At 66.6% G+C, this 23,279-nt stretch carries 21 protein-coding genes and 1 pseudogene; 3 read left to right on the top strand and 19 right to left on the bottom strand.

Features of this window, described 5'->3' with window-relative positions; all coding sequences use genetic code 11:
- Positions 1-117 (top strand): annotated as a pseudogene (locus ROA7023_RS23955) (IS5/IS1182 family transposase); the annotation flags it as partial.
- Positions 118-352: 235 nt separating this feature from the next.
- On the opposite strand, the gene pncB reads toward ROA7023_RS23955, so the two are convergent.
- The 3 genes from pncB to epmA all read right to left on the bottom strand — a co-directional run bounded on the left by pncB (position 353) and on the right by epmA (position 4,368).
- A complete protein-coding gene (pncB, locus tag ROA7023_RS17265) occupies positions 353-1,645 on the bottom strand; it encodes a nicotinate phosphoribosyltransferase (RefSeq protein ID WP_085880282.1) in 1,293 nt (430 codons plus the stop codon).
- 153 nt (positions 1,646-1,798) lie between these two features.
- Complete coding sequence (locus ROA7023_RS17260) at positions 1,799-3,034, bottom strand: DEAD/DEAH box helicase (protein ID WP_085880281.1); 1,236 nt, start codon at positions 3,032-3,034, stop codon at positions 1,799-1,801.
- A 311-nt stretch (positions 3,035-3,345) separates the two neighbouring features.
- On the bottom strand, positions 3,346-4,368 hold the full coding sequence (epmA, locus tag ROA7023_RS17255) for an EF-P lysine aminoacylase EpmA (protein WP_085880280.1): 1,023 nt from the start codon (positions 4,366-4,368) through the stop codon (positions 3,346-3,348).
- A gap of 75 nt (positions 4,369-4,443) precedes the next feature.
- Here epmA and efp point away from each other — a divergent pair, with 75 nt between their 5' ends.
- Entirely contained in the window at positions 4,444-5,010 is a 567-nt protein-coding gene (efp, locus tag ROA7023_RS17250; protein ID WP_085880279.1) for an elongation factor P, read from the top strand.
- 9 nt (positions 5,011-5,019) lie between these two features.
- On the opposite strand, the gene ROA7023_RS17245 is transcribed toward efp, so the two are convergent.
- The 16 genes from ROA7023_RS17245 to ROA7023_RS17170 all read right to left on the bottom strand — a co-directional run bounded on the left by ROA7023_RS17245 (position 5,020) and on the right by ROA7023_RS17170 (position 22,231).
- A complete protein-coding gene (locus ROA7023_RS17245; RefSeq protein WP_085880278.1) occupies positions 5,020-5,622 on the bottom strand; it encodes a hypothetical protein in 603 nt (200 codons plus the stop codon).
- A gap of 17 nt (positions 5,623-5,639) precedes the next feature.
- Positions 5,640-6,245, bottom strand: a complete 606-nt coding sequence (gene pncA / locus ROA7023_RS17240; RefSeq protein ID WP_085880277.1) for a bifunctional nicotinamidase/pyrazinamidase — start codon at positions 6,243-6,245, stop codon at positions 5,640-5,642.
- 59 nt (positions 6,246-6,304) lie between these two features.
- Entirely contained in the window at positions 6,305-7,228 is a 924-nt protein-coding gene (locus ROA7023_RS17235) for a DMT family transporter (RefSeq protein ID WP_085880276.1), read from the bottom strand.
- Between the two features lie 10 nt (positions 7,229-7,238).
- Entirely contained in the window at positions 7,239-8,270 is a 1,032-nt protein-coding gene (locus tag ROA7023_RS17230; protein ID WP_085880275.1) for an App1 family protein phosphatidate phosphatase, read from the bottom strand.
- A gap of 13 nt (positions 8,271-8,283) precedes the next feature.
- The gene (locus ROA7023_RS17225) at positions 8,284-9,483 is read right to left on the bottom strand and encodes a PQQ-dependent sugar dehydrogenase (protein ID WP_085880274.1); all 1,200 of its coding nucleotides are present in this window, start codon (positions 9,481-9,483) and stop codon (positions 8,284-8,286) included.
- A 44-nt stretch (positions 9,484-9,527) separates the two neighbouring features.
- Positions 9,528-10,577, bottom strand: a complete 1,050-nt coding sequence (queG, locus tag ROA7023_RS17220; protein WP_085880286.1) for a tRNA epoxyqueuosine(34) reductase QueG — start codon at positions 10,575-10,577, stop codon at positions 9,528-9,530.
- 35 nt (positions 10,578-10,612) lie between these two features.
- Positions 10,613-11,278: an FtsZ-binding protein FzlA gene (fzlA, locus tag ROA7023_RS17215; protein ID WP_085880273.1), complete on the bottom strand. Its 666-nt coding sequence runs from the start codon at positions 11,276-11,278 to the stop codon at positions 10,613-10,615.
- A gap of 79 nt (positions 11,279-11,357) precedes the next feature.
- On the bottom strand, positions 11,358-12,101 hold the full coding sequence (gene mtgA / locus ROA7023_RS17210) for a monofunctional biosynthetic peptidoglycan transglycosylase (RefSeq protein ID WP_085880272.1): 744 nt from the start codon (positions 12,099-12,101) through the stop codon (positions 11,358-11,360).
- Positions 12,102-12,439: 338 nt separating this feature from the next.
- On the bottom strand, positions 12,440-16,978 hold the full coding sequence (gene gltB, locus ROA7023_RS17205; protein ID WP_085880271.1) for a glutamate synthase large subunit: 4,539 nt from the start codon (positions 16,976-16,978) through the stop codon (positions 12,440-12,442).
- A gap of 2 nt (positions 16,979-16,980) precedes the next feature.
- The gene (locus ROA7023_RS17200; protein WP_234992286.1) at positions 16,981-17,427 is read right to left on the bottom strand and encodes a GFA family protein; all 447 of its coding nucleotides are present in this window, start codon (positions 17,425-17,427) and stop codon (positions 16,981-16,983) included.
- Positions 17,428-17,429: 2 nt separating this feature from the next.
- Positions 17,430-17,960: a hypothetical protein gene (locus ROA7023_RS17195; protein WP_085880284.1), complete on the bottom strand. Its 531-nt coding sequence runs from the start codon at positions 17,958-17,960 to the stop codon at positions 17,430-17,432.
- Positions 17,960-18,652, bottom strand: coding sequence for a hypothetical protein (locus ROA7023_RS17190; RefSeq protein ID WP_085880270.1), 693 nt, complete (start codon positions 18,650-18,652; stop codon positions 17,960-17,962). Before ROA7023_RS17190 ends, ROA7023_RS17195 begins: the two co-directional genes overlap by 1 nt.
- Positions 18,649-19,344, bottom strand: a complete 696-nt coding sequence (locus ROA7023_RS17185; protein ID WP_200812544.1) for a hypothetical protein — start codon at positions 19,342-19,344, stop codon at positions 18,649-18,651. Before ROA7023_RS17185 ends, ROA7023_RS17190 begins: the two co-directional genes overlap by 4 nt.
- The gene (locus ROA7023_RS17180) at positions 19,344-20,015 is read right to left on the bottom strand and encodes a hypothetical protein (RefSeq protein WP_085880268.1); all 672 of its coding nucleotides are present in this window, start codon (positions 20,013-20,015) and stop codon (positions 19,344-19,346) included. Before ROA7023_RS17180 ends, ROA7023_RS17185 begins: the two co-directional genes overlap by 1 nt.
- Entirely contained in the window at positions 20,012-20,722 is a 711-nt protein-coding gene (locus tag ROA7023_RS17175) for a hypothetical protein (protein ID WP_085880267.1), read from the bottom strand. Before ROA7023_RS17175 ends, ROA7023_RS17180 begins: the two co-directional genes overlap by 4 nt.
- 66 nt (positions 20,723-20,788) lie before the next feature.
- Entirely contained in the window at positions 20,789-22,231 is a 1,443-nt protein-coding gene (locus tag ROA7023_RS17170) for an NAD(P)-dependent oxidoreductase (RefSeq protein WP_085880266.1), read from the bottom strand.
- Positions 22,232-22,454: 223 nt separating this feature from the next.
- Here ROA7023_RS17170 and ROA7023_RS17165 point away from each other — a divergent pair, with 223 nt between their 5' ends.
- Complete coding sequence (locus tag ROA7023_RS17165) at positions 22,455-23,258, top strand: undecaprenyl-diphosphate phosphatase (protein ID WP_085880265.1); 804 nt, start codon at positions 22,455-22,457, stop codon at positions 23,256-23,258.
- Positions 23,259-23,279 lie beyond the last annotated feature (21 nt).

The following is a 23,279-nucleotide window of genomic DNA, read 5'->3' as shown; positions in this document are numbered from 1 at the left end:
GAGATCATGTTCGGACGCTTGAAAGACTGGAGGCGCGTCGCCACGCGCTATGACCGAAGTCCCAAGGTCTTCCTCTCGGCCATTGCTCTCGCCGCAACCGTGATCTTTTGGCTATGAGTCCTGAGCCCAACGGACCAAAGTGCATTGTCGACGTCACGGTCCTGATCTTTGATCCTGATGTAAGGTTTATGTTCTGAGTCATACCCCATCTGGACTTGCCCCGGCTCGAACTCAATGGGATCCGGCCATTCAACATCACTGATGTCGAGCGCCACCTCAGCCGGCACACCTTGCTTCTCGACTATTCCAGAAAGCTCAATCATTCGATCTGAGAGGCTGCGACTAAACAAGACTAGACCACAACCTCCCTCTCGACCTGCTCGCCCACCCCGAACACCCGCTTGTACCGCTCGATCTCGCTTTCCGGGCCCATCGCCTTGCGGGGGTTGTCGGAGAGCTTGACCGTGGGGTGGCCCTCGGCGGAGACCGCCTTGCAGACGAGCGAAAACGGGGCCAGCGCCTCGTTCGGGGCGAGGCCGCGGAAGTCGTTGGTCAGCATCGTGCCCCAGCCGAAGGAGACCTTGACCCGGCCCAAAAATTGCGCGTGCAGCTCCACGATCTTGGCCGCGTCCAGCCCGTCGGAGAAGATCACCAGCTTGTCGCGCGGGTCCTCGCCGCGGGACCGCCACCAGCGGATCGCGATCTCGGCGCCCTCGGCGGGGTCGCCACTGTCGATGCGGATGCCGGTCCAGCCCGCCAGCCAGTCGGGGGCGCGCCGCAGGAACCCCTCGGTTCCGTAGGTGTCGGGCAGGATGATCCGCAGGTTGCCGTCGTGTTCCTCGTGCCAGTCGGACAGCACGTCGTAGGGCGCACGGGCCAGCGCAGCGTCGTCCTCGGCCAGGGCGGCGTAGATCATCGGCATCTCGTGGGCATTGGTTCCGATCGCCTCGAGGTCGCGGTTCTTGGCGATCAGGCAGTTCGAGGTGCCGGTGAAGGCGCTGCCCAGCCCCTCGTACATCGCCTGGACGGCCCAATCCTGCCACAGGAAGGAATGCCGCCGGCGGGTGCCGAAATCGGCGACCTTCAGCCCGTCGAGCGGGCGCAGCATCTGCACCTTTTCCCACAGCTTGGTCATGGCGCGGGCGTAGAGCACCTGAAGTTCGAACCGGCCCATGTCGCGCAGCACGGCGCGGCCGCGCAGCTCCATCAGGACGGCGAGGGCGGGTATCTCCCACAGCATGACCTCGGGCCAGTTGCCCTCGAACGTCAGATCGTACTGGCCGTCGCGTTTTTCAAGGTGGTAGGGCGGCAGGCGGAAGCCCTCGAACCAGTCCATGAACTCGGGCGTGAACATCTGGCGCTTGCCGTAGAAGGTGTTGCCGCGCAGCCACGTGCTCTCCCCCCGGGTGAGAGAGAGCGAACGGATGTGGTCCAGTTGCTCGCGCAGCTCGCCCTCGTCGACAAGCTCCGCCAGGCGGATCGCGCTGGTCCGGTTGATGAGCGAGAAGGTGACCTGTTTGGTCGGGTGGTTCCGGAAGACCGACTGGCACATCAACAGCTTGTAGAAATCGGTATCTATCAGCGAGCGGACGATCGGGTCGATCTTCCACTTGTGGTTCCAGACGCGGGTGGCGATGTCGACCATGGGCTCCTCCGTTCGGGACGTTATCGCAATCGCTCGGCCGGGGGTAAAGCTGGGACTGGGGGCGCGGGTCCGCCCCCGGGGGGGGGCCGCAGGCACGAAAAAGCCCTGCGCCGGGGGTGGGCGCAGGGCTCGGGTCCGGTCAGGCTGGCCGGATCAGGCCGCGCGGCGGTTGCCTGGGCGGCCGCGGTTCTCGGGGCGACGGCGGCGCTGTTGCTGCGGCTTGGGCTTGCCACCGCGCGGCTTGGCGGCCCCGCGGGGCGCCTCCCACGGCGAGCCGGAGGCGACCGGGATCGAGGTGCCCAGCGCCTTTTCGACCGCGCGCAGCTCGCTCATCTCGGCATCCGAACAGAAGGCCACGGCCTGGCCGTCGAGGCCGTTCCGGGCGGTCCGGCCGATGCGGTGGACGTAGTTCTCGGGCACGTTGGGCAGATCGTAGTTGTAGACCTGCTCGATCCCCGGAATGTCGATGCCACGGGCGGCCACGTCGGTGGCGACCAGGACGGCGATCTTGTTTTCCTTGAACTGCTTGATGGCGCGGTCGCGCTGGCCCTGGCTCTTGTTGCCATGGATCGAGGCGGTGTCGAAGCCGGCTTTGTCGAGGTTCTTCATCAGCCGCTCGGCGCCGTGCTTGGTCCGCGCGAAAACGAGGCTGCGGTCACCCCGGTGCTTGGACAGAAGGTCGATCAGCAGGGCCTGCTTGTTGGACTGGGTGACGAAGTGCACGCATTGCGTGACCTTGTCGGCGGCCTTGCCGGGGGGCGAGACCTCGATCCGCACCGGGTCGGTGAGGAACTGCTTGGACAGGTCGGCCATCAGTTTCGGCATGGTGGCCGAGAACAGCATCGTCTGACGCTCGGTCGGCAGCAGCGGCACCAGCCGGCGCAGCGCATGGATGAAGCCCATGTCGAGCATCTGGTCGGCCTCGTCCAGCACCAGGAACCGCGTGGCGGCGAGGCTCACGGCCTTGCGGTCCAGCAGGTCGATCAGGCGACCCGGCGTGGCGATCAACAGATCGGCGCCGCGCGCCATCTGGTCGATCTGCCGCTTGATGGAGCCGCCGCCGACGACCAGCACGACCTTCATGTGCGTGCCCTTGGTCAGATCAGCAAGGTTATCGGCGATCTGCTTGGCCAGCTCGCGCGTGGGCGCCAGCACAAGACCGGTCGCGTGGCGTGGAGCCGGATTGCGGCCCTGGCGGTTGAGGTCGTGCAGAAGCGGCAGGCCGAAGGCCATGGTCTTGCCGGTGCCGGTCTGGGCGAGGCCCATGACGTCGCGGCCTTCCATGGCGACCGGGATCGCCTTTTGCTGGATCGGCGTCGGATCGACGAGGCCCAGCTCGGTCAGGCGGGCGGTAAGGCGGGGGGCGAGCCCCAGGTCTTCAAAAGTCATAAGTCCCTTTCGCCGGACATATTGCCCGGTGAGCACCGGACAACATCCGGCGAGTGTGTGATGCGCACCAGGATCGATGACGTCGGACACCCTGTCCGAAGCCTCCCGGCGCTGCCTCCACGCGTGATGTCGGAAACAAGTTCAACGTTCGCCTGTGGCCCGGATGCCGCGCGACGCTTCCGTCGGTGGCTGGCCCTCTGCTCACGCGGCAGAACGGACACGTTGAGTTGCAAGTGGGGCATGGCGGGTCGAAAGTCAACCCGCGTCGCCGGCGCCTCTGGCCCATGCGAGCCGCCGGGCCCGGCGCGGCCTCAGGCGCTGGGGGTCCAGACCACGTCCGAAAGGCGCGGGGCGCCCGTGGCCAGCATCACCAGCCGGTCGAAGCCCAGCGCCACGCCGGAGGCGGGCGGCATATGGGCGAGCGCGGCCAGGAAATCCTCGTCCAGGGGATAGCGCTCGCCGTAGATCGCCTGCTTCAGGTCCATGTCGGCCTCGAACCGGGCGCGCTGTTCGGCGGGGTCCGTCAGCTCTCCGAAGCCGTTGGCGAGCTCCACCCCGCAGGCATAAAGCTCGAACCGCTCGGCCACCCGGGCATCCTTCGCCGAGCGCCGGGCGAGGGCCGCTTCGGGCGCGGGGTATTCGTCGAGGCAAACCGCCTGCCCGGCCCCCAGTCCCGGTTCTATCCGGGCGACCAGGGCGCGAGAGAACATGTCGGACCAGCTGTCGGCCGCGGCGTGGCCGATGCCGGCGCCATCAAGCTCGGCCCGCATCCGCGCCGCGTCGGGCACGCCCTCCGGCAGGGTGGACAACAGGTCCATGCCCTGCGCGGCAAAGGCCTCGGCCAGGGTCACGCGCTGGGGCGGCGCAAACGGATCGCAGGAAAATGCGCCATGGCGGAACGGCCCGCCGCCGGCCGCCCGCGCGGCGACGGCCAGCAGATCGGCGCAATCGCGCATGATCCGGTCATAGGGCGCGTGGGCGCGATACCATTCGAGCATCACGAATTCATTGCCATGGCGCGGCCCGCCCTCGCGGTTCCGCCAGACGTGGGAGAAGGCAAAGATGCGCTCCTCCCCCGCCGCCAGCAGCTTTTTCATCGCGTATTCCGGCGAGGTGTGCAGAAAGCGGCGGCTGCGCGACAGGTCGGGCGCCACCACCTCTGTCTCGAAGGCGTGCAGATGGGTCTCGTTGCCGGGCGAGACGACCATGCAAGCCGGATCGACCTCGACGAAGCCTTCATCGGCGAACCAGGCCCGGATCGCCGCCTGTATTCGGTTGCGCGTCAGCAGCAGCGGCCGGCGGTCGGCGTGATGCTGTTTGTCCCACCATGACATGGCTGGCCCTCTGCCGCTTGATGCGCTACCAGCGCCTCTAGTCCGAAATTCCAGGTTCTCGCGAAGGAGCCCCCCGTGAAAGTCATCGCCTCGCAACTGCGCAAGGGCAACGTCGTCGAGATCGACGACAAGCTCTATGTCATCCTCTCGGCCCAGAATTTCCACCCCGGAAAGGGCACGCCCGTCACCCAGGTTGACATGCGCCGCCTGGCCGACGGCAACAAGGTGTCCGAGCGCTGGCGCACCACCGAAAGCGTCGAGCGCGCCCACGTGGAAGAAAGCGAATTCGACTTTCTCTACGAGGACGGCGAGGGCTATCACTTCATGGAGCCGAACACCTTCGAGCAGCTCACCGTGACCCCCGACGTCGTCGGCGATTCCAAGGTCTGGTTGCAGGACGGGATGAAGGTCTACCTGTCGGTCTACAACGAGATCGCCATCGCGCTGCAGCTTCCGCAGAAGGTCACCGTCGAGATCGCCGAGACCGAGCCCGTGGTGAAGGGCCAGACGGCCTCCTCGTCCTACAAGCCCGCGATCGCCGACAACGGCGTGCGCGTCATGGTCCCGCCCCATATCGGCGTCGGCACCCGCGTCGTCGTCAACACCGAAGACGCCACCTATGTGGAGCGGTCCAAGGACTGACGCCCGTCGTCAATTCCACGACACCGGCGCGAATTCCATCGTGGAGCCGTCATCGAAGGTCGAGCGCATGAAGATAGCGACGCCGTAGTCGGTCAGATAGGCGAACTCGGGCTGGATCCAGGACCCGTCCGAGTGGGTCTTCTTGAAGGTGAAGGCGATGGCCGGCGTCTCGCAATCACCCAACACGAAGGGCGCGTCCTCGCCCCGCAGGATGGTCAAGGTGCCGGTGTCGCTTGCGGGGCCCTCTTCGGCGAAATCGACGGTCAGGCTTTCACCCGGTGCGAGGTCGAAGGCCGCAAGCGGATCGCTGGCATAGGTCGTGGTGTAGACCGATTCCGACAGGGTCTCTCCGGCCTCGTTCAGCTCGAACTCCACCACCGGGATCAGGCCGCGTTCATAGATCCCCACGGAATGATAGAAATCCTCGCCGGGAAGCTGATAGATATTGTCCTCGCGGACAAGGTTGTCGGGCTGGCGCCGCAGCACCCCGACACCACCGTCGTCGAAGGCCATGACGATGCCGTCACCGTCAAGCGCGGCCGGATCCGGGCAGGCGGCAAGGGATGGCGAGGCGAGGGCGAGGCAGGCCAGGACGGCGAAGCTACGGATCATGGGAAGGCCTTTCGAGGTCAGGATATCGAGACGCCGGCGTCTTTCATGCCGGTCATGGCAGCGGCGAGCGAGCCGCCAAGGTCGATCCCGCGGCAAAGCTCCGTGCGAAGCTCCACGCTGAACCCAAGCTTCGCGGCGTCCACGGCGGAGTAATTCACGCAGAAATCCGTGGCGAGCCCGACGACCACCAGCTTCGAGATGCCCCGCGTGCGCAAATAGCCCTCCAGCCCGGTCGGGGTCTCGTGGTCGTTCTCGAAGAACGCCGAATAGCTGTCGATCTCGGGGCGGAAGCCCTTGCGGATCACCATGTCGGCCGGGTCCGTGTGCAGATCCGGATGAAAGGCCGCGCCGTCAGAGCCCTGCACGCAATGATCGGGCCAGAGCACCTGCTGGCCGTAGGGCATCTCGATCATTTCCATCGGCGCCTTGCCGGGATGTTCGGAGGCGAAGGAGGAATGCCCCGCCGGATGCCAGTCCTGCGTCAGCACGACGGCGGCGAACTCGGGCATCAGCGCGTTGATGCCGGGCACGATCTCTCCGCCGCCGGCGACGGCAAGGGCGCCGCCCGGGCAGAAGTCGTTCTGGACGTCGATGACCAGCAGGGCGGTGTCGGGGGAATGCATGGGGGCCTCCGGACTGAAACTGTGACGGGGCGGAGTCTAGGGCCGCCGGCGCGGAATGGCTACAGCAGGCTCTTGGCGTCGACCTTGCGGCGCGCGGTGGTCTGCATACCCAGCTGCCGTTCGCGCAGCACGATCGCCACGCCCGCGGCAATGATCAGCGTTGCGCCGGCGAGCATCTCGAGCGTCGGCACCTCGGCGAACCACAGAAAGCCGATCACGATCGACCAGAGCATCGAGAGGTACGTGAACGGCGCCAGCACCCCGGCATCGGCAAAGCGGTAGGACGAGGTCACGAGGATCTGCGCGATCCCGCCGAAGAGCGCGGCGCCAAGCAGCAGCGCCAACTCCCAGGCAGATGGCCAGACCCAGCCGAACGGCAGGGTGAACAGCGCCAGCACCGACGCCGTCAGAGAGAAGTAGAAGACGATGGCGGCGGTCGATTCCCGGCCCGACATGGACTTGACGAAGACCTGCGCCAGAGCGGCGAGGCAGGCGGAGCCGAGCGTCAGCATCGCGCCCAGCGCCTCGGCCGTGCCAAGCCCCGCGGTGAAGCGCGGCAGGGTGATGATGACGACGCCGACCAGCCCGACGGTGACCGCGGTGATCCGGATCATGCGAAGCCGCTCGCCCAGCATCAGCGCGGCCAGAACCACCAGGATGACCGGCGTGACGAAGCGGATCGCGGTGACCTCAGGCAGCGGCAGGAACTTCAGCCCGGCAAAGCCCAGCCCCATGGCGGTCGAGCCCACGACCCCGCGCAGCGCATGGGCGCGCCAGTTGGTCGTCCGCACACCGCCCTTGAGACCGCCGGTCATCGCGAGCCAGCCCAGCACGACCGGCATGGCGAAGAACGACCGGAAGAACATCGCCTGACCCGCCGGGATGTCATCGGCGGCCTTGATGAAGGCCGTCATCACGGTGAACAGGGTCACCGCCCCACAGGTCAGAAGGATGCCCCGCGTGGGGTTCGGCTGCGTCGTCATGGCCCCGGCTTTACGCCTGGCCGCCCGAAGGTTCCAGAGCCCCGAGCGCCTCGGAGAAATCCCGGCCAATGTTCACGGGGATGTCGTTGTCGCGGATCACGCGGACATGCACCTCGTCGGCGGCATCGGTGCCCTTGTCAGGGACCCGCAGCACCACCCGCGCGACCCGCCCCGGGTGACGCCGCACCACCGAGGCATAGATCGCGGCATCCTGCTGGCCGGTGTCGCCCACCAGAACGAACGGCAGGTCCGGGGTGGCGGACAGGATCTCGTCAATCGCCGAGGACTTGTGGGTGCCGTGGTCGTCGGCGATGAACCCGGTTTTCGAGATGCCGAAGTCCCGCAGGAACAGCGGCCCGTCGGCGAGGCCGTGGCGCAGGAAGACCCGGATCAGGAAGTCGTGAAGGTTCCAGGGGCTGGAGCTGACGTAGAACACCGGGTTCCGGCCCTCGTCCGACAGCACCGCCATCAGCCGCACCGCGTCGGGAAAGATCCGGCGGGTCAGGGTGTTGCCTGTCAGCGAGGTCCAGGCCATCCGGACGGGGCGCCATGCGCCGGTCTCCATTATCGTGTCGTCGATGTCCGAGATCACGCCGAACCGCGCCTCTGCCTCCGGCACGAAGGCGGTCAGCATCGTGGGCACGCCCTCGGGCGCCGCGTCGCCATGTGCCTCCGGCAAATGAGCCGGGACGCTTGCCCAGCCCGGCGGGTCGTCCTGCCGGGGCACGCGCAGGGTGAAATAGCCCTCGTCGTCGGATCTTGCCTGAACGCCCCGCGCCTCGATCAGCACGCCCGACACCTCGTCGGTGAGGAACAGGCGGATCATCTGGCGCAGGTTGGTCAGCCGCCCGTGCTCGGGTCTCGTCGCACTGCGTCGCAGCGCGGTCAGCACCCGCCCCCGCAACACCAGGTGTTCGGGTCCGGCAAAGCCGATATAGGGCTCTAGCACGGGCGGGCCGCCGGGGCTGGACCGGGTCAGCAGCCGCACGGCCATCCGCTCGGCCCAATGCGCTGCGCGGACGAGGGGTGCGGGCGCCCTCATGGCGCCGCAACCGTCATTGCGCCCGCTCGATCCTGTCGATACCGCCCTCCGGCGCGTCGATCAGCACCAGCAGGGCCCCGTCGGGCGCCTCTTCTACATCGCGCACCCGGCCAATACCCTGGGCGACACGCTCTTCGCCCGTCACGCGGCCGTCTTCGAGGTCGAGCCGCACGACCGAAGCCGCCACCAGCCCGCCGATCAGCAGGTCGCCCTGCCACTCGGGAAACATCTCTCCCTCGTACCAGATCATGCCGCCCGGCGCGATCACGGGGTCCCAGTAGTAAACCGGCTGTTCCATGCCCTCGCGGACCGCCTCGCCCGAGCCGACCGGAGAGCCGCTGTAGTTCACCCCGTAGGAGATCACGGGCCAACCGTAGTTGCGCCCCGGCACCGGCCGGTTCAGCTCGTCGCCGCCGGCGGGTCCATGCTCGATCGTCCAGAGCGCGTCGGTCTCGGGATGGATGGCCGCGCCCTGCAGGTTGCGGTGGCCGTAGGACCAGATCGTGTCGATGCCGTCCTCTCCGACATTGGGATTGTCTTCCGGGGCGCTGCCGTCCAGCGCGTTCACCCGGACAACCTTGCCGTAGGTCGTATCGAGATCCTGAGCCAGCTGGCGGTCGCGCTGCGAAAAGTGCTCTCCGGTGGTGATGAAGACATTGTCGGTGCCGGGCTCGAACACGATCCGGCTGCCGTAATGCGCCGGGTTGGAGGAGCCGGGCTGCTGCACGAAAATCTCCTGCACGTCCTCCAGCGTGGTGCCGTCCGCCGAGAGCACGGCCGTCGCCGCGGCCGTCACCGTGCCATCGTCGATCATCTTGGCATAGGTCAGCCAGACGCGCCGGGTGTCGGCGAAATCATCGCGCACCGCCACGTCCAGAAGCCCGCCTTGGCGCCGGGCGTCAACCTCTGGCACGCCCGAGATCGGCTCCATCACGGTCCCGTCCGCCGACACCTGGCGCAGCCGCCCGGGCCGCTCCGTCACCAGGTATCCGCCGCCAGGCAGGGCGGCGATGCCCCAGGGATGCACCAGACCTTCTGCGAAGGGCGCATGGGTCACCTCGGGGCCATCCATGGCGGGGGCGCGGGTCTGTTCGGCGAAGGCAGGCTCGAAATCGGCATTGGCCGCGCCCTGCTGGACGGGCGCTCCCTGAGCGGCCAGAACGGCGGGCGCACAGATCGCGGCGGCTAGGGTCAGGGGTCGGCTCAGGGTCATGTTGATCTCCGCACTCGGTGGGTTCGGCGACTCAACCCCGCGGGTCACATGTGGTTCCGCAATCGGGCCACCGCCCAGCGCGCCGCATCGGTCACGGTCGCGTCATCGCTTGCCAGATGGGCCCTGGCCGCGGGCAGCAATCCGGGGTCACCGGAATTGCCGATGGCATAGAGCACGTTGCGCAGGAACCGCGCGATCCCGATCCGCTTGATCGGCGAGCCGGAGAAACGGGCGCGGAATGCGGCATCATCCAGCGCGGCGAGCTCGGCCAGCGCGGGCGGGCCGTCCTGCCGCAGATAGCGCATCTCGCGGGCCTCGGTGGCGAACTTGTTCCAGGGGCAGACCGCCAGGCAATCGTCGCAGCCGTAGATCCGGTTGCCCATCTTCTCGCGCAGATCCTCTGCCACCGGCCCGCGATGCTCGATCGTCAGGTAAGAGATACAGCGCCGCGCATCGAGCTGGAACGGCGCGGGAAAAGCCTCCGTCGGGCAGATGTCGAGGCAGCGGGTGCAGGTGCCGCAATGCTCCGCCTCGGCCTCGTCCGGGGGCAGGTCGATGGTGGTGAAGATCGCGCCCAGAAAGACCCAGTTGCCAAGCTCGCGCCCCAGAACGTTGGTGTGCTTGCCCTGCCAGCCGAGGCCGGCGGCCTGGGCCAGCGGTTTTTCCATCACCGGGGCGGTGTCGACGAACACCTTGATCTGATGCGCAGACTCCGCGTCCTGGTCGGCCTGCTCCAGCAGCCAGCGGCCCACGCGCTTCAGCCGCTTCTTCACCAGGTCGTGGTAGTCGCGCCCCTGGGCGTAGACGCTGATCGCGCCCAGCTCCGGCCGGTCCAGCACCGCCAGCGGGTCGTGTTCGGGCGTATAGGCCTCGGCCAGCATCACCACCGACCGCGCCTCGGGCCAGAGCGCCGTCGGGTCGCCGCGCCAGCCCATCCGCTCAGCCATCCAGCCCATCTGCCCGTGTCGCCCGTCGGCGACGAAGGCCGCCAGCCGGCCGGCCGACTCGGGGATCGCGTCGGGCCGGCAAATTCCCATGGCGGAGAACCCGGCCTCGATGGCAAATTCCCGCAGCCGCTCCTTCAACGGGTCCATCATCGCTCCTCAGGCATGCGGGGCGCCGCCGGGCTTCAGAAATCAAGGTCCGCGTAATGGGACGGCGGCGGGAACCCCGGGATCTGGTCCGCGAGGATCGACCGGAACGCCGGGCGCGACTTGATCTTGGCGTACCAGTCCTTCACCACGCTCGATCGGTTCCAGTCCACGTCCGACACGTAATCGAGGCACGACAGCTGCGCGGCCGCGGCGAAATCGGCCAGGCTCATCTCGTTGCCCGCGAGCCAGCGGCGCTGGTCCAGCAGGGATTCCATGTAGTCGAGATGTTCCTTGATGGCGCGGGCCCCGGCCTTGACGTTCGCCGAATCCGGATAGCCCGTGCCCATGACCTTGCGGAACACCCGCTCGCCCATCAGCTTGGAGGTCACCTCGCCATGGAACTTGTCGTCGAACCAGGCCACCAGGCGGCGCACCTCGTAGCGATCCTCGGCGTGGCGCGGCAGCAGGGCCGGCGAGGGCTGCACCTCTTCGAGGAATTCGCAGATCGCGGTGCTGTCGGCCAGCAGCCGGTTGCCATATTTCAGCACGGGGACCTTGCCGGCAGGGTTCCGGCGCAGGAATTCCGGGTCCTGTTCCCAGTATCGTTCCTCCACCAGCTCGACCTCGAGCTTCTTCTCTCCCATCGAAAGGCGCACCTTTCGGGAGAACGGGGACAACGGATAGTGATACAGCCGGTTCATGGGCGAGGTCTTCCAGCGGGGCGCGAATACCCCCTCATGCCGCGATTTGACCCCGTATTCAACAGCGCGCGCCGGTCGCTCAGCCGGATGTCGCCTCGAAACAGGCCGCGCGGCCGTCGCGCTCGATTGTCGCGGCGCCATCGACGATCTGCTGTCCGCGCTCGCGCATGTAGCCGGACGGATTGGACGCCGACCGCGTCTTGGGCGACGGCAGCAGGGCGGCCAGAAGGCCCGCCTGCGTGGCCGACAGATCGAGCGCCGAGATGCCGTAGTAATGTTGCGCCGCGGCCTCGACGCCAAAGACGCCTTCGTCAAATTCGGCCACGTTGAGGTAGACCTCGAGGATCCGTCGCTTAGTCCAGATCGCCTCCATCACCGGGGTCAGCATCGCTTCGAGGGCCTTTCGGGTGTAGCTGCGTCCGTGCCAGAGGAACACGTTCTTGACGACCTGCTGCGAGATGGTGGAGCCGCCGCGTTGCCCGCCTTCGGACATGGCCGCACGGATCGCGGTCAGGTCGAGCCCCCAGTGACGACAGAAGTTCGCATCCTCGGCGGCGACCGCGGCCCGCGCCATGACCGGCGCGATCTCTTCCATCGAAACCCATTCCCGCGTCAGACCATCCAGCCGGCGGCCTTCGGAAAACATGTAGGGCGTCGTGGGCGGGTTCACCCACGAGAACATCGTCACAAAGAGTAGCGTCAGCACGGCAAATCCCCCGACAAGCCTGAAAGTCCAGCGCCGAATCCAAAGCAAGGGCCTGAATTGTCCTTCCTTGCCGTCAGGCGCCTTTGCTTTGCGAGTCCGATTTGCCTTCGCTGCCATTCTGCCTGTCTCGATTTTTGCGGACGTAGCGTGGCGGTCACGATTGTGCGCAGTCGCGGCCCGCCGGCCTCCACTCTCAGCTCTACCATGTCGCCTGCCCCAGCCCAATTGTGAACAGTCGAGAGGGTTACCGCCTAATTCGTCGCGAATAAGAAACAATTAAGGCCGAATCGCGCCGGCACCGATCTTTTGCCGGTCCGCGCGGCCGGGATCGGGGGCCGTCAGGCCCGCCAAAAGCAGATCGCTCGGGGTCAGTGCGTCAGATCTGCGAGGTTGCTCCGGCACGGCCCCGCCTGGGAACGGCCCCGCCCGCGAAAAGCGGGCGGAACCGCCGGATGTCATTCCGCCGGCATGCGGGAGTCTTCGATCCCCAGCGGATAGGACAGCTTGTCCAGCATCTCGATCGCGCAGACCTGCACGAAATTCGGCAGCTCCTCGGACCAGTGCTGGAGGATGTCCGCCGCCTTTCGACTGCCGGTTTCGGCAAGGTGCCGCTTGACCAGGCCGTGCAGCTGGTCATGCCAATGGTCGACGGTCACCGGGCAGGTCACCAGCGTTTCCATGTTCAGCAATTGCGCGGACACCCCCTCGGGATCGTAGAGATAGGCCATCCCCCCGGTCATCCCCGCGCCGAAGTTCGCGCCGACTGGGCCGAGAATGACCGCGACGCCGCCGGTCATGTATTCGCACCCGTTCGACCCGCAGCCCTCGATCACCACCTTCGCGCCCGAGTTCCGCACGGCGAACCGCTCGCCCGCGCGGCCCGCGGCGAAGAGGTAGCCGTCCGTCGCGCCATAAAGCACGGTGTTGCCGATGATCGTGTTCTCGGACGCAACCAGCGGCGAGGCCATGGGCGGCCGCACCACGATGGTGCCCCCCGACAGGCCCTTGCCGACGTAGTCGTTGGCATCGCCCGACACCTCCAGCTTGAGCCCGGGCGCCGCGAACGCCCCCAGGGACTGGCCGGCCGAGCCGTTCAGCTTCACCGTCAGGTGATCGGGCTGCAGGTCGTTGCGCATCCCGAACCGCTTCACGATATGGCTCGACGTGCGGGTGCCGATGGTGCGCAGGGTGTTCTGCACCGCGTATTGCAGCTGCATCTTCTCTCCGTCCTCGAGAAAGCGGGCGGCGTCCTTGACGATTTCGGAATCGAGCGTCTCGGCCACGGCGTTGCGCGGCTTGGTGCGGTCGTAAGTGATGTGCTCGGCCCCGTCGACGGTGATCAGAAGCGGGTTCAAGTCCAGGTCGTCCAGATGCGCGGACCCGCGCGAGACCTGCGTCAGCAGATCCGCCCGCCCGATCACGTCATCCAGGCTGCGCGCCCCGATAGAGGCCAGGATCTCGCGCACCTCGGTGGCGTAGAAGGTGATGAGGTTCACGACCTTCTCGGCGTTGCCGGTGAACTTGCCGCGCAGCGCCTCGTCCTGGGTGCAGACGCCCACGGGGCAGGTGTTGGACTGGCACTGGCGCACCATGATGCAGCCCATGGCGATGAGGGCTGCGGTGCCGATGCCGTATTCCTCGGCCCCCAGCATTGCCGCCATGACGATGTCGCGGCCGGTCCGAAGCCCGCCGTCGGTGCGCAGCGTCACCCGGTCGCGCAGGTTGTTCATCGCAAGCACCTGGTGCGCCTCGGTCAGGCCCATTTCCCACGGCAGGCCGGCATACTTGATGCTGGTCGCGGGGCTCGCCCCGGTGCCGCCGTTGTGACCCGAAATCAGGATCACATCGGCCTTGGCCTTGGCCACGCCGGCGGCAATGGTGCCGACGCCAGAAGACGCCACCAGCTTGACCGTCACCTTGGCGCGCGGGTTGATCTGCTTGAGGTCATAGATCAGCTGCGCCAGATCCTCGATCGAGTAGATGTCGTGGTGTGGCGGCGGGCTGATCAGCGTGACGCCCTTGGTCGAATGCCGCAGCCGGGCGATCAGGTCGGTGACCTTCATGCCGGGCAGCTGGCCGCCCTCGCCGGGCTTGGCGCCCTGGGCCACCTTGATCTCCAGCTCTTCGCACTGGTTGAGGTATTCTGCGGTCACGCCGAAGCGGCCCGAGGCGACCTGCTTGATCTTTGCCGACGGGTTGTCGCCGTTGGGCTCGGGCACGAAATGCGCCGGGTCCTCGCCGCCCTCGCCGCTGTCGGACTTGGCGCCGATCCGGTTCATCGCGACGTTCAGGGTCTTGTGCGCCTCGGGCGACAGCGCGCCCAGCGACATCCCCGGCGTGACAAAGCGCTTGCGGATCGAGGTGATGCTTTCCACCTCTTCGATCGGCACCGCATCCCCCATCGGCTTGATCGCCAGCAGGTCGCGCAGGTGGATCGGCGGGGCCGATTGCATCGCCTTGGAATACTGCTTCCAGATCTCGTAGGAGGCCCGGTCGCAGGCCGATTGCAGGATGTGCATCGAGGTGGCGCCCCATGCGTGGGTCTCGCCCGAGCGGCGCGACTTGTAGAAGCCGCCGATGGGCAGGATGTCGCGCCCTCCCTTGAAGCCCCGCGCGTGCACTTCTTCGGCCTTCTTCTGGATGCCCGAGACACCGATGCCCGAGATCCGGCTGTGCATGCCGGGGAAGAACTCGGCCACCATGGCGCGGCTCAGGCCGACGGCCTCGAAGTTCAGCCCGCCGCGATAGGACGACACGACGGAAATGCCCATCTTCGACATGATCTTGAGCAGGCCCGCGTCGATCGCCTTGCGATACCGCGCGACGGCCTCCGTGAGGGAGCAGTCGAGCAGCCCGCGCTCGATCCTGTCGGCCAGGCTGTCCTCGGCGAGATAGGCGTTCACCACCGTCGCGCCGCAGCCGATCAGCACCGCGAAGTAATGCGGGTCGATGCATTCCGCCGATCGCACGTTGATCGAGCAGAAGGTCCGCAGCCCCTTGCGCGTCAGCCAGGAATGCACCGCCGACGTGGCGAGGATCATCGGCATCGCGACCTTGTCCTCGCTCGCATGTTGGTCGGTCAGGATGATGTGGCCGCCGCCGGACCGCACGGCATCCTCGGCCTCGGCCCGGATTCGATCCAGCCCCTCGCGCAGCGTCTGGCGGTTGGCGTCGACCGGGAAGGTGCAGTCGATCTCGACGCAGGGCGCGTTGAACGCGGTCTTGAGCGCATCCCATTGCGCGTTGCCCACGAACGGGCTGTCCAGCACCAGGATCTCGGTCTGCGAGCTGTCCTCGTCCAGCACGTTCTTCAGGTTGCCGAACCGGGTCTTGAGCGACATGACGCGGAATTCGCGCAGGCTGTCGATCGGCGGGTTCGTAACCTGGCTGAAGTTCTGCCGGAAGTAGTGGCTGAGCGGGCGATACTTGTCCGACAGCACCGCGGGCGGCGTGTCGTCGCCCATGGAGGCGATGGCCTCCTTGCCGTCCTCGGCCATGGGCGCGAGGATCTGTTCCAGCTCTTCGACGGTGAAGCCCGCGGCGATCTGCCGGCGGCGCAGATCGGAACCGGTGTGGATCGGCGCTTCGGTGACGCCGGCCAGCAGGCTGTCGAGTTCGTTGATCTTGCCGACCCAGTCGGAGAACGGCTGCGCGGCCGCCAGCCGGTTCTTGAGCTCGACATCGTGATAGAGTGTGCCCTCCGCCATATCGACGGCGATCATCTGGCCGGGGCCCAGCGCCCCTTTCTCGCGGACGGAGCCTTCGTCCACGGGCACCATCCCCGCCTCGGACCCGGCGATCAGCAGGCCGTCGCCGGTGACGACATAGCGCATCGGGCGCAGGCCGTTCCGGTCAAGTCCGGCGCAGACCCAGCGGCCGTCGGTCATGGCCAGGGCTGCGGGGCCGTCCCAGGGCTCCATCACGGCGTTGCAATAGGCATACATGTCGCGCCAGGCCTCGGGCAGTTCTTCGGCCTGCTTCGACCAGCTTTCGGGCACCAGCATGGTCTTGGCCATGGGCGCGGTGCGGCCGGCGCGGACCAGCACCTCGAACACCGAATCGAGCGCGGCAGAATCCGACGATCCCTGCGGCACGATCGGCTTGATATCGCCCGCCATGTCGCCGAACGTGGCCGAGGCCATCCGGATCTCGTGGCTCTTCATCCAGTTGAGGTTGCCCTTGAGCGTGTTGATCTCGCCGTTGTGGGCCAGCATCCGGAACGGCTGCGCCAGCCACCACTGGGGGAAGGTGTTGGTCGAATACCGCTGGTGATAGATCGCGAAGGCCGAGGTGAACCGCTCGTCCAGCAGGTCGCGATAGAACTCGGCCACGTCCTGGGCCAGCATCATGCCCTTGTAGATGATCGACCGGCAGGACAGCGACGCAAGATACAGCTGCGGCACCTGGGCGGCGGCGGCGGCCTTCTCGATCCGGCGGCGGATGACGTAAAGCTCGCGCTCGAAGGTCTCTTCGTCCACCCCCTTGGAGTTGGAGATCAGGATCTGCTCGATCTCGGGGCGGGTCGCGTTGGCCTTTTCGCCCAGCACCGAGACATCGACCGGGACGTGCCGCCAGCCATAGATGTAGTAGCCCATCCGCAGGACTTCGGATTCCACGATCGTGCGGCAGGTCTCCTGCGCCCCGAAATCGGTGCGCGGCAGAAAGACCTGGCCCACAGCCATCAGCTGATCCATGCGCGGCTCGTGCCCGGTGCGGCGGATCTGGTCATAGAAGAAGTCGGCCGGGATCTGCACATGGATGCCGGCGCCGTCGCCGGTCCGGCCATCGGCATCGACCGCGCCCCGGTGCCAGATCGCCTTGAGCGCCTTGATCGCGTTCTCGACCACCTGGCGCGAGCGGGACCCGTCCAGAGACACCACGAGCCCCACGCCGCAGGAGGCATGTTCGTCCTCTTCGCGGAACATCGAGTTCTCGGCCATCCACTTGCGCTTGGTCTCTTCCTGCGCGGCCCAATCGGCATCATAGGTCGTCATGGTCAGGCTCCTTCCGTGCTCGGCCCGTAGAGGGCCAATGTTTCCGCTTCGGTCAGTCGGGGATGGTCGCCCACCAACGTCCAGCTGTCCGGTTTGCGATCAATGAAAATCTCTCGGTGCAGGTCCAGTCCGCCGGGGTCATCCAGCAGGCCGATGGGCACCTCGTAATCGCCGGCGCCGTCCACGCCCATGTCCGGCCGATACCAGAGCGCCGACCCGCAAGTCTTGCAAAAGCTGCGCGAGGCCCAGGCCGAGGACCGGTAGGTGCCGATGTTTTCGGCACCGGCGATCGACATCGCCGCCTCGGGCACCGTCACGCCAAACAGCGCCGAACCCGCCCAGCGCTGGCACTGGGTGCAGTGGCAGACGCCGAAACTGCCGGTCTCGGCCGCTTTGAAACGGACCGCGCCGCACAAACATCCGCCCGTACGCATGGTCCCCGTACCCATGGTCAATGGCCGCCCCCCTCGTGTCCGGCGTGGTCAGGCGCACCATAGCCGCGCAGCGACGCGTATTGCATGCGCTGGTGCGGGGTCAGAAGCGGCGCCGTCCGGATATGCGCCATCAGGTGTATCCCGCGCAATTGCGCCAGCATCTCGCCCGAGGACCGGAGCAGATACGTCAGCTCTTCGGGATCGGGCTGCTTGTCCCCGAACAGCTCGTCGATCCACGCCTCTGTCTCGACGTAGCGTGCGCCAAGGGCGGCGGCGTCGTTCTGCATCTCGTGAAAGATCTGTTCGATCTCGTGGCGCTGATCGTCGCTCAGCGCCAATTCGTCCGCCAGTTCAAGCACATGGGATGGGCCGGGAAAGCCGTTGAGCTCGGCAGGTCTGGCGAGGCCCCATCCCTCGCCGGCCAGCAAGGCGGCCACGTCCGCCTCGCCGAGTTGCGCGATGGCGCGACCGTCCTGGCCGGCATAGGGGGCGTCTTGCGCCACGGCACCCGTTGCCACCCCGGCCGCCAGGACAAGCGCACGGATCATCATTCGGCCGTCTCGAACGAGATGTCCTGCACCCCGCAATCGTAGATCGGCGAGGCCGCGAAGAACCCGGGCTCTCCGGGGCGGATGATATGCACCGGGGTGTTGTCCCGCTCGGGGCCGAGCGAGCCGTCCTCGTTGCGGGTGGCCGAGGTGCCGGGCAGGAACAAGCGGAATTCCCCGCTGACGTAGTTGATCCCCTCCTGCCGAGAGCGGCCGTCGGCATCGTCCACCTCGGTCGTATAGGTCATCACCAGAAGTTCGGTGTCGTCGATGGTGACACTGTCCCCGGTCAGAACGTCCGCGCCGCGATAGCGCGATTCCTCCTCGCCGTTGGTGATGGTCACGAAATCATAGGTGTCGATCCCGGTCTCCAGCAGCTCGGTCAACGAGGCGGGGTCGGCCGGGTCATCCTCCAGCAGGGTCTGGGTCCGGGTGATCAGGCCCAGGCTTTCGACCCATTCGGTCTCGTAGTTGATGCGGCTGGCAAAGATTGGGCCTTGCTCGATGAAATCGACGCGCCACTGGTCGCCTTCCGGGTCGTCCTCGCAGACGTAATGGTTCGACATCATGCAGCCGCGCTGCTGCACGGTCAGGATCGGTTCGCACCCCTCGGGCGCCTGCCAGGCCTGCTGGGCGGCCGCCGGTCCGGCGATGCAGAGCAGAGCAAGGGGAATGGCATGGCGGATCGTCATGGCTGCACCTCATATTTGGACATCATCGCCCCACAGTCGTATTTCGGATTGGCCGAAAGAAAACCCGGCTCGCCCGGATAAATGAATTCCACCGGGCTGTCGTCGGTCTCCCAGGCGTCGTCGGGCGTGGTGACGCTGCTGGTGCCCGACAGGAACATTCGCCAGTCGGACGACACGTATTCGTTGCCGGACGAGCGCCATTCCTCGGCCCCGTCGGGCCCGTAGGCGACGATGGCGAATTCGGTCTGTTGCAGCGTCACGCCGTCGATCGTCTCGATCATCCCGGTTAGCGCGTCGCGGCCGACATAGCGGGTCTGGCCGATCTCGTCGGACAGGGTGCGGAAGTCGTAGGTATCCTCGCCCTCCTCCATCAGCTCCGAGAACGAGGCCGGATCTTCGGGGTCGGCCTCCAGCACCTCGCTGTGCTGGCTGGAGACGTGGAAGCTCTCGATCCACTGGGTCTCGCGGTCGATCATGCCGACATACATAAGGCCGCGCTCGCCGAGGTCGACGCGGCGCTGATGGCCGAGCGGATCGCCCTCGCAGGTGAAATGGTGCGAGACGGTGCAGCCCCGCGACTGGATCGTGACGTAGGCGTCGCAGCCCGCGGGCAGCGTGAAGGTGTCCTGTGCCGCGGCGGGCGCGGCCACGGCTGCAAGGCCAAGGGCAATGGTCAGGGAACGCAGTGTCATCATCTGGAGGCAGCCTCTTCGCAACCGTAAAGCGGGACGGGCGACAGGAAACCGTCCTCTCCGGGCAGGATGAAATCGACGGGGGTGTAGTCGAGCTGTTCGACCGAGCCGTCGGGATAGGTCGTGCGCGACTTGCCCGTCAGGTGGATCCGCCAGCCGGTCGCCACGTATTCGTCGCCCTCGCTGCGAAAGATCTCCTGGCCCGCGGCGTCATAGGCGACATAGCCCCATTCGCCGTAGGGCATGATCACGCCGTCGATCACTGCCTGCCCGCCGGTCAGCCGGTCGCTGCCGATGTAGCGGGTGTCGCCGTATTCCTCGGACAGCATGACGAAATCGTATGGGTCCTCGCCGGTCGCCAGCATGTTGGACATGCTGATCCGGTCGGCGGGGCTGTCCTCCAGAACCTCCGACCCGCCCGAGGCCAGAAAGCTGCTGGTCAGCCACTGCCCCTCGGGGTCGGTCGTGCTCATAAAGGTCATGCCTTCCTGTTCGAACACGAGGTCGCGGCGCACGCCGGGCCCGTCGCTTTCGCACGTCATGACGACCCTTACGCTGCAGCCCCTCTCCTGGACCGTAAGGGTTGCCTCGCAACCGGGCGGCAATGTCAGGGCGGCATCGGCGAGGGCAGGCCCCGCGAGAACGGCAAGCGGCAGAACAAGACGCATCATTGGTGGAACTCCTTTGGCGTGTATGACGACATCATCATGTCACAGCCATAGAGCGGGTTGGGCGAGAAAAAGCCCGCCTCCCCCGGATAGATGAACTCCATCGGGGCGGAATCGGTCACATCTGCGGGAGCGGACGGGTCCCAGCTCTCGCCCAGGAAGAACAGCCGGTGCCGTTCCGACGCGTATTGGTTGCCGGAAAGGGAATAGATCGCGTTCCCCCCGGTGTCATAGACGGTCATGCCGAAGCTGGTGGTCTTCAGCGGTTCGCCGTCGATCACGGTGTCGCCGGTGATCTCGTCGAAGCCGACATAGCGCAGGGGTGCGCTCCCTTCAGGCACCACGGTGAAATCGTAGGTGTCATAGCCCGTCGCAAACAGCTCGGTCAGGCTTTCGGGGTCGGGCGCGGGGGTCTGCATCCTGCGGGTGCCGCTGGGGTTGAAGTAATAGGTCACCAGCCACTGGAATTCGGCATCGACCTGGCGCACCTGCGACGGGCCGTCCGGCCCGAACATGGCGACCCATTGCATCCCGTCGGGCTCGTCGTCGCAGGTCCAGACATTGGTGACCATGCAAGAGGTATACTGCACCGTCAACGTGCCGGTGCAGCCCTGCGGCGGGGTAAAGACCTGTTGCGCCACGGCAGGGCCCGCGCAGAGCAGCGACACTGCCAACGCCACGGCGCCCCTGTTCGAAGATGCTGTCTTCATCCTGTCATACACCCTGCCGGATCGGGGAGGGGACGCGCCACCCGGGCGCGTCCCGAAGGGGTCGCATCACTCGGCGGCGACGGTCGCGGCCTGGCTCAGCTGGGCCAGAATCGCGTCGGCGCTGTCGCGCCCGTCGCGGATCGCCCAGACCACGAGGCTGGCGCCACGGACGATGTCGCCCACGGCATAGACGCCGGGCAGGCTGGTCTGGCCGCTGCCGAACTCTGCCTTGATCGTGCCCCAGCGAGTCACCTCCAGCCCCTCGACACCCCAGAGCCTCGGCAGCTCCTCGGGCTCGAAGCCCAGCGCCTTGATGACCAGGTCGGCGTCCTCGATATAGTCGGACCCCTCGATCAGCTCGGGCATCTGGCGGCCGGTCGCGTCGGGGGCGCCCAGGCGCATCTTCTGCACCATGACCCCCGAGACCGCATCGCCTTCGGCGGCGGCAAAGCCCTTGGGCGCCGACAGCCAGACGAATTCGACGCCCTCTTCCTCGGCATTGGCCACCTCGCGCTGCGAGCCGGGCATGTTGGCCCGGTCGCGGCGGTAGAGGCATTTGACCGACGCGGCATCCTGGCGGATCGCGGTGCGGACACAATCCATCGCGGTGTCGCCGCCACCGATCACGACGACCTTCTTGCCGCTTGCGTTGAGCTCGCCGGACTCGTGTTCCGCCACGGTGTCGCCGAAGCCGACGCGGTTGGACGCGGTCAGATAGTCGATGGCGCGGATGATGCCGTCGGCGCCTGCGCCCGGCATCAGCAGGTCGCGCGACTTGTAGACGCCGGTGGCGATCATCACCGCGTCATGTGCCTCGCGGATCTCGGCGAAGGTGATGTCGGTGCCCACATTGCAGTTCAGCCGGAACGTCACACCGCCCGCCTCAAGCTGATCCATGCGCTTCATCACGATGTCTTTTTCCAGCTTGAAGCCGGGGATGCCGTAGGTCATCAGCCCGCCGCCGCGGTCATAACGGTCGTAGACGGTGACCTGCACGCCGGCGCGGCGCAGCCGGTCGGCCGCCGCAAGCCCGCCGGGCCCGGCGCCGATGATGCCGACGCTCTCGGCGCGCTCCTGCGCCGGCTGGATCGGCTTGACCCAGCCCTCGTCGAAGGCGGTGTCGGTGATGTATTTCTCGACGGCGCCGATGGTGACGGTGCCGTGGCCCGATTTCTCGATCACGCAATTGCCTTCGCACAGGCGATCCTGCGGGCAGATCCGGCCGCAGATCTCGGGGAAGGTATTGGTCTCCTGGCTGACCTCGTAGGCCTCCTGCAGGCGCCCCTCGGCAGTCAGGCGAAGCCAGTCGGGGATGTTGTTGTGCAACGGGCAATGGGTCTGGCAATAGGGCACGCCACATTGCGAGCAGCGGCCCGATTGCTCGGCTGCCTTCTCACGGGCGAACTCGCCGTAGATCTCGCCAAAGTCCTCGCGGCGAAGCTGAGGAGGCCGCTTTTCCGGCATGTCCCGGTTGACGGTGACGAATTTGAGCATCTTCTGTGAAGCCACGTCGGCCGCTCCTTTCGCGACGAATGGATCAGGAAGCTTCGCATACTAGGGTTCGCACGCGAATAAAAGTCAAAAGTGCTGACCTATATGTTGATTTTCGCCCTCCACTCAAATGCCACCCGCCGGCGTTTCCAGGATTTTAGTTCCGGATGTTGACCTATCTCTGCGCTTTCGCTTGGGATGCAGACGGTTAGTTTGACGCGACCGAATCGAAGAGGCTTCCATGCCAGTCTTTCAGCTCTTTCTCGTCGCCGTCATCCAGGGGATCACCGAGTTCCTGCCGATTTCGTCCTCCGGCCACCTGATTCTGCTGCCGCAACTGACCGGGATGGCGGACCAGGGGCTGACCATCGACGTGGCGGTGCATGTCGGCACGCTGTTTGCGGTGATCCTGTTCTTCTGGCCCGACGTGGCCAAGGCACTGGCGGGCCTCGGCCGGCTGGCACGCGGCAAGGTCGATACGCCCGGCGCGTTCCTCGCGCTCTGCCTGATCGTGGCGACGGTGCCGGTGGTGATCGCGGGCGTCCTGCTCAAGATGTCCGGGCTGGACGAGGCGCTGCGCTCGGTCGCGGTGATCGGCTGGACCATGCTGATCTTCGGCATCGTGCTCTACTGGGCCGACCAGACCGGCCCCGAGACGCGCGCGGCGGAGACCTGGACGATGCGCCATGCGCTGATCATGGGATTGTGGCAGGTGATCGCGCTGATCCCGGGCACCTCGCGGTCGGGCATCACGATCACCGGCGCCCGGCGCCTTGGCTATGACCGCGCCAGCGGGGCGCGGCTGTCGATGCTGATGTCGATCCCGACGATCATGGCCTCGGGCCTGCTGCTGGGGCTCGACGTGATCGAGGCCGGCGACATGCAGATGGCCCGGGACGGCGCCATCGCCGCGGCCTTCGCCTTCGTTTCGGCGCTGGCGGCGCTGTGGCTCATGATGCGCCTGCTGCGGTCGGTCAGCTTCACGCCCTACGTGATCTATCGCTGCGTGCTGGGCGTGATCCTGCTGGGCATCGCCTATTTCTAGACGCCGCCGCGGCGGCCCCGT

It is taken from the genome of Roseisalinus antarcticus (assembly GCF_900172355.1).
Taxonomy (GTDB): domain Bacteria; phylum Pseudomonadota; class Alphaproteobacteria; order Rhodobacterales; family Rhodobacteraceae; genus Oceanicola; species Oceanicola antarcticus_A.
Note: the sequence above shows the minus strand (reverse complement) of the source record. Positions and strands in the feature narration are given on the sequence as shown.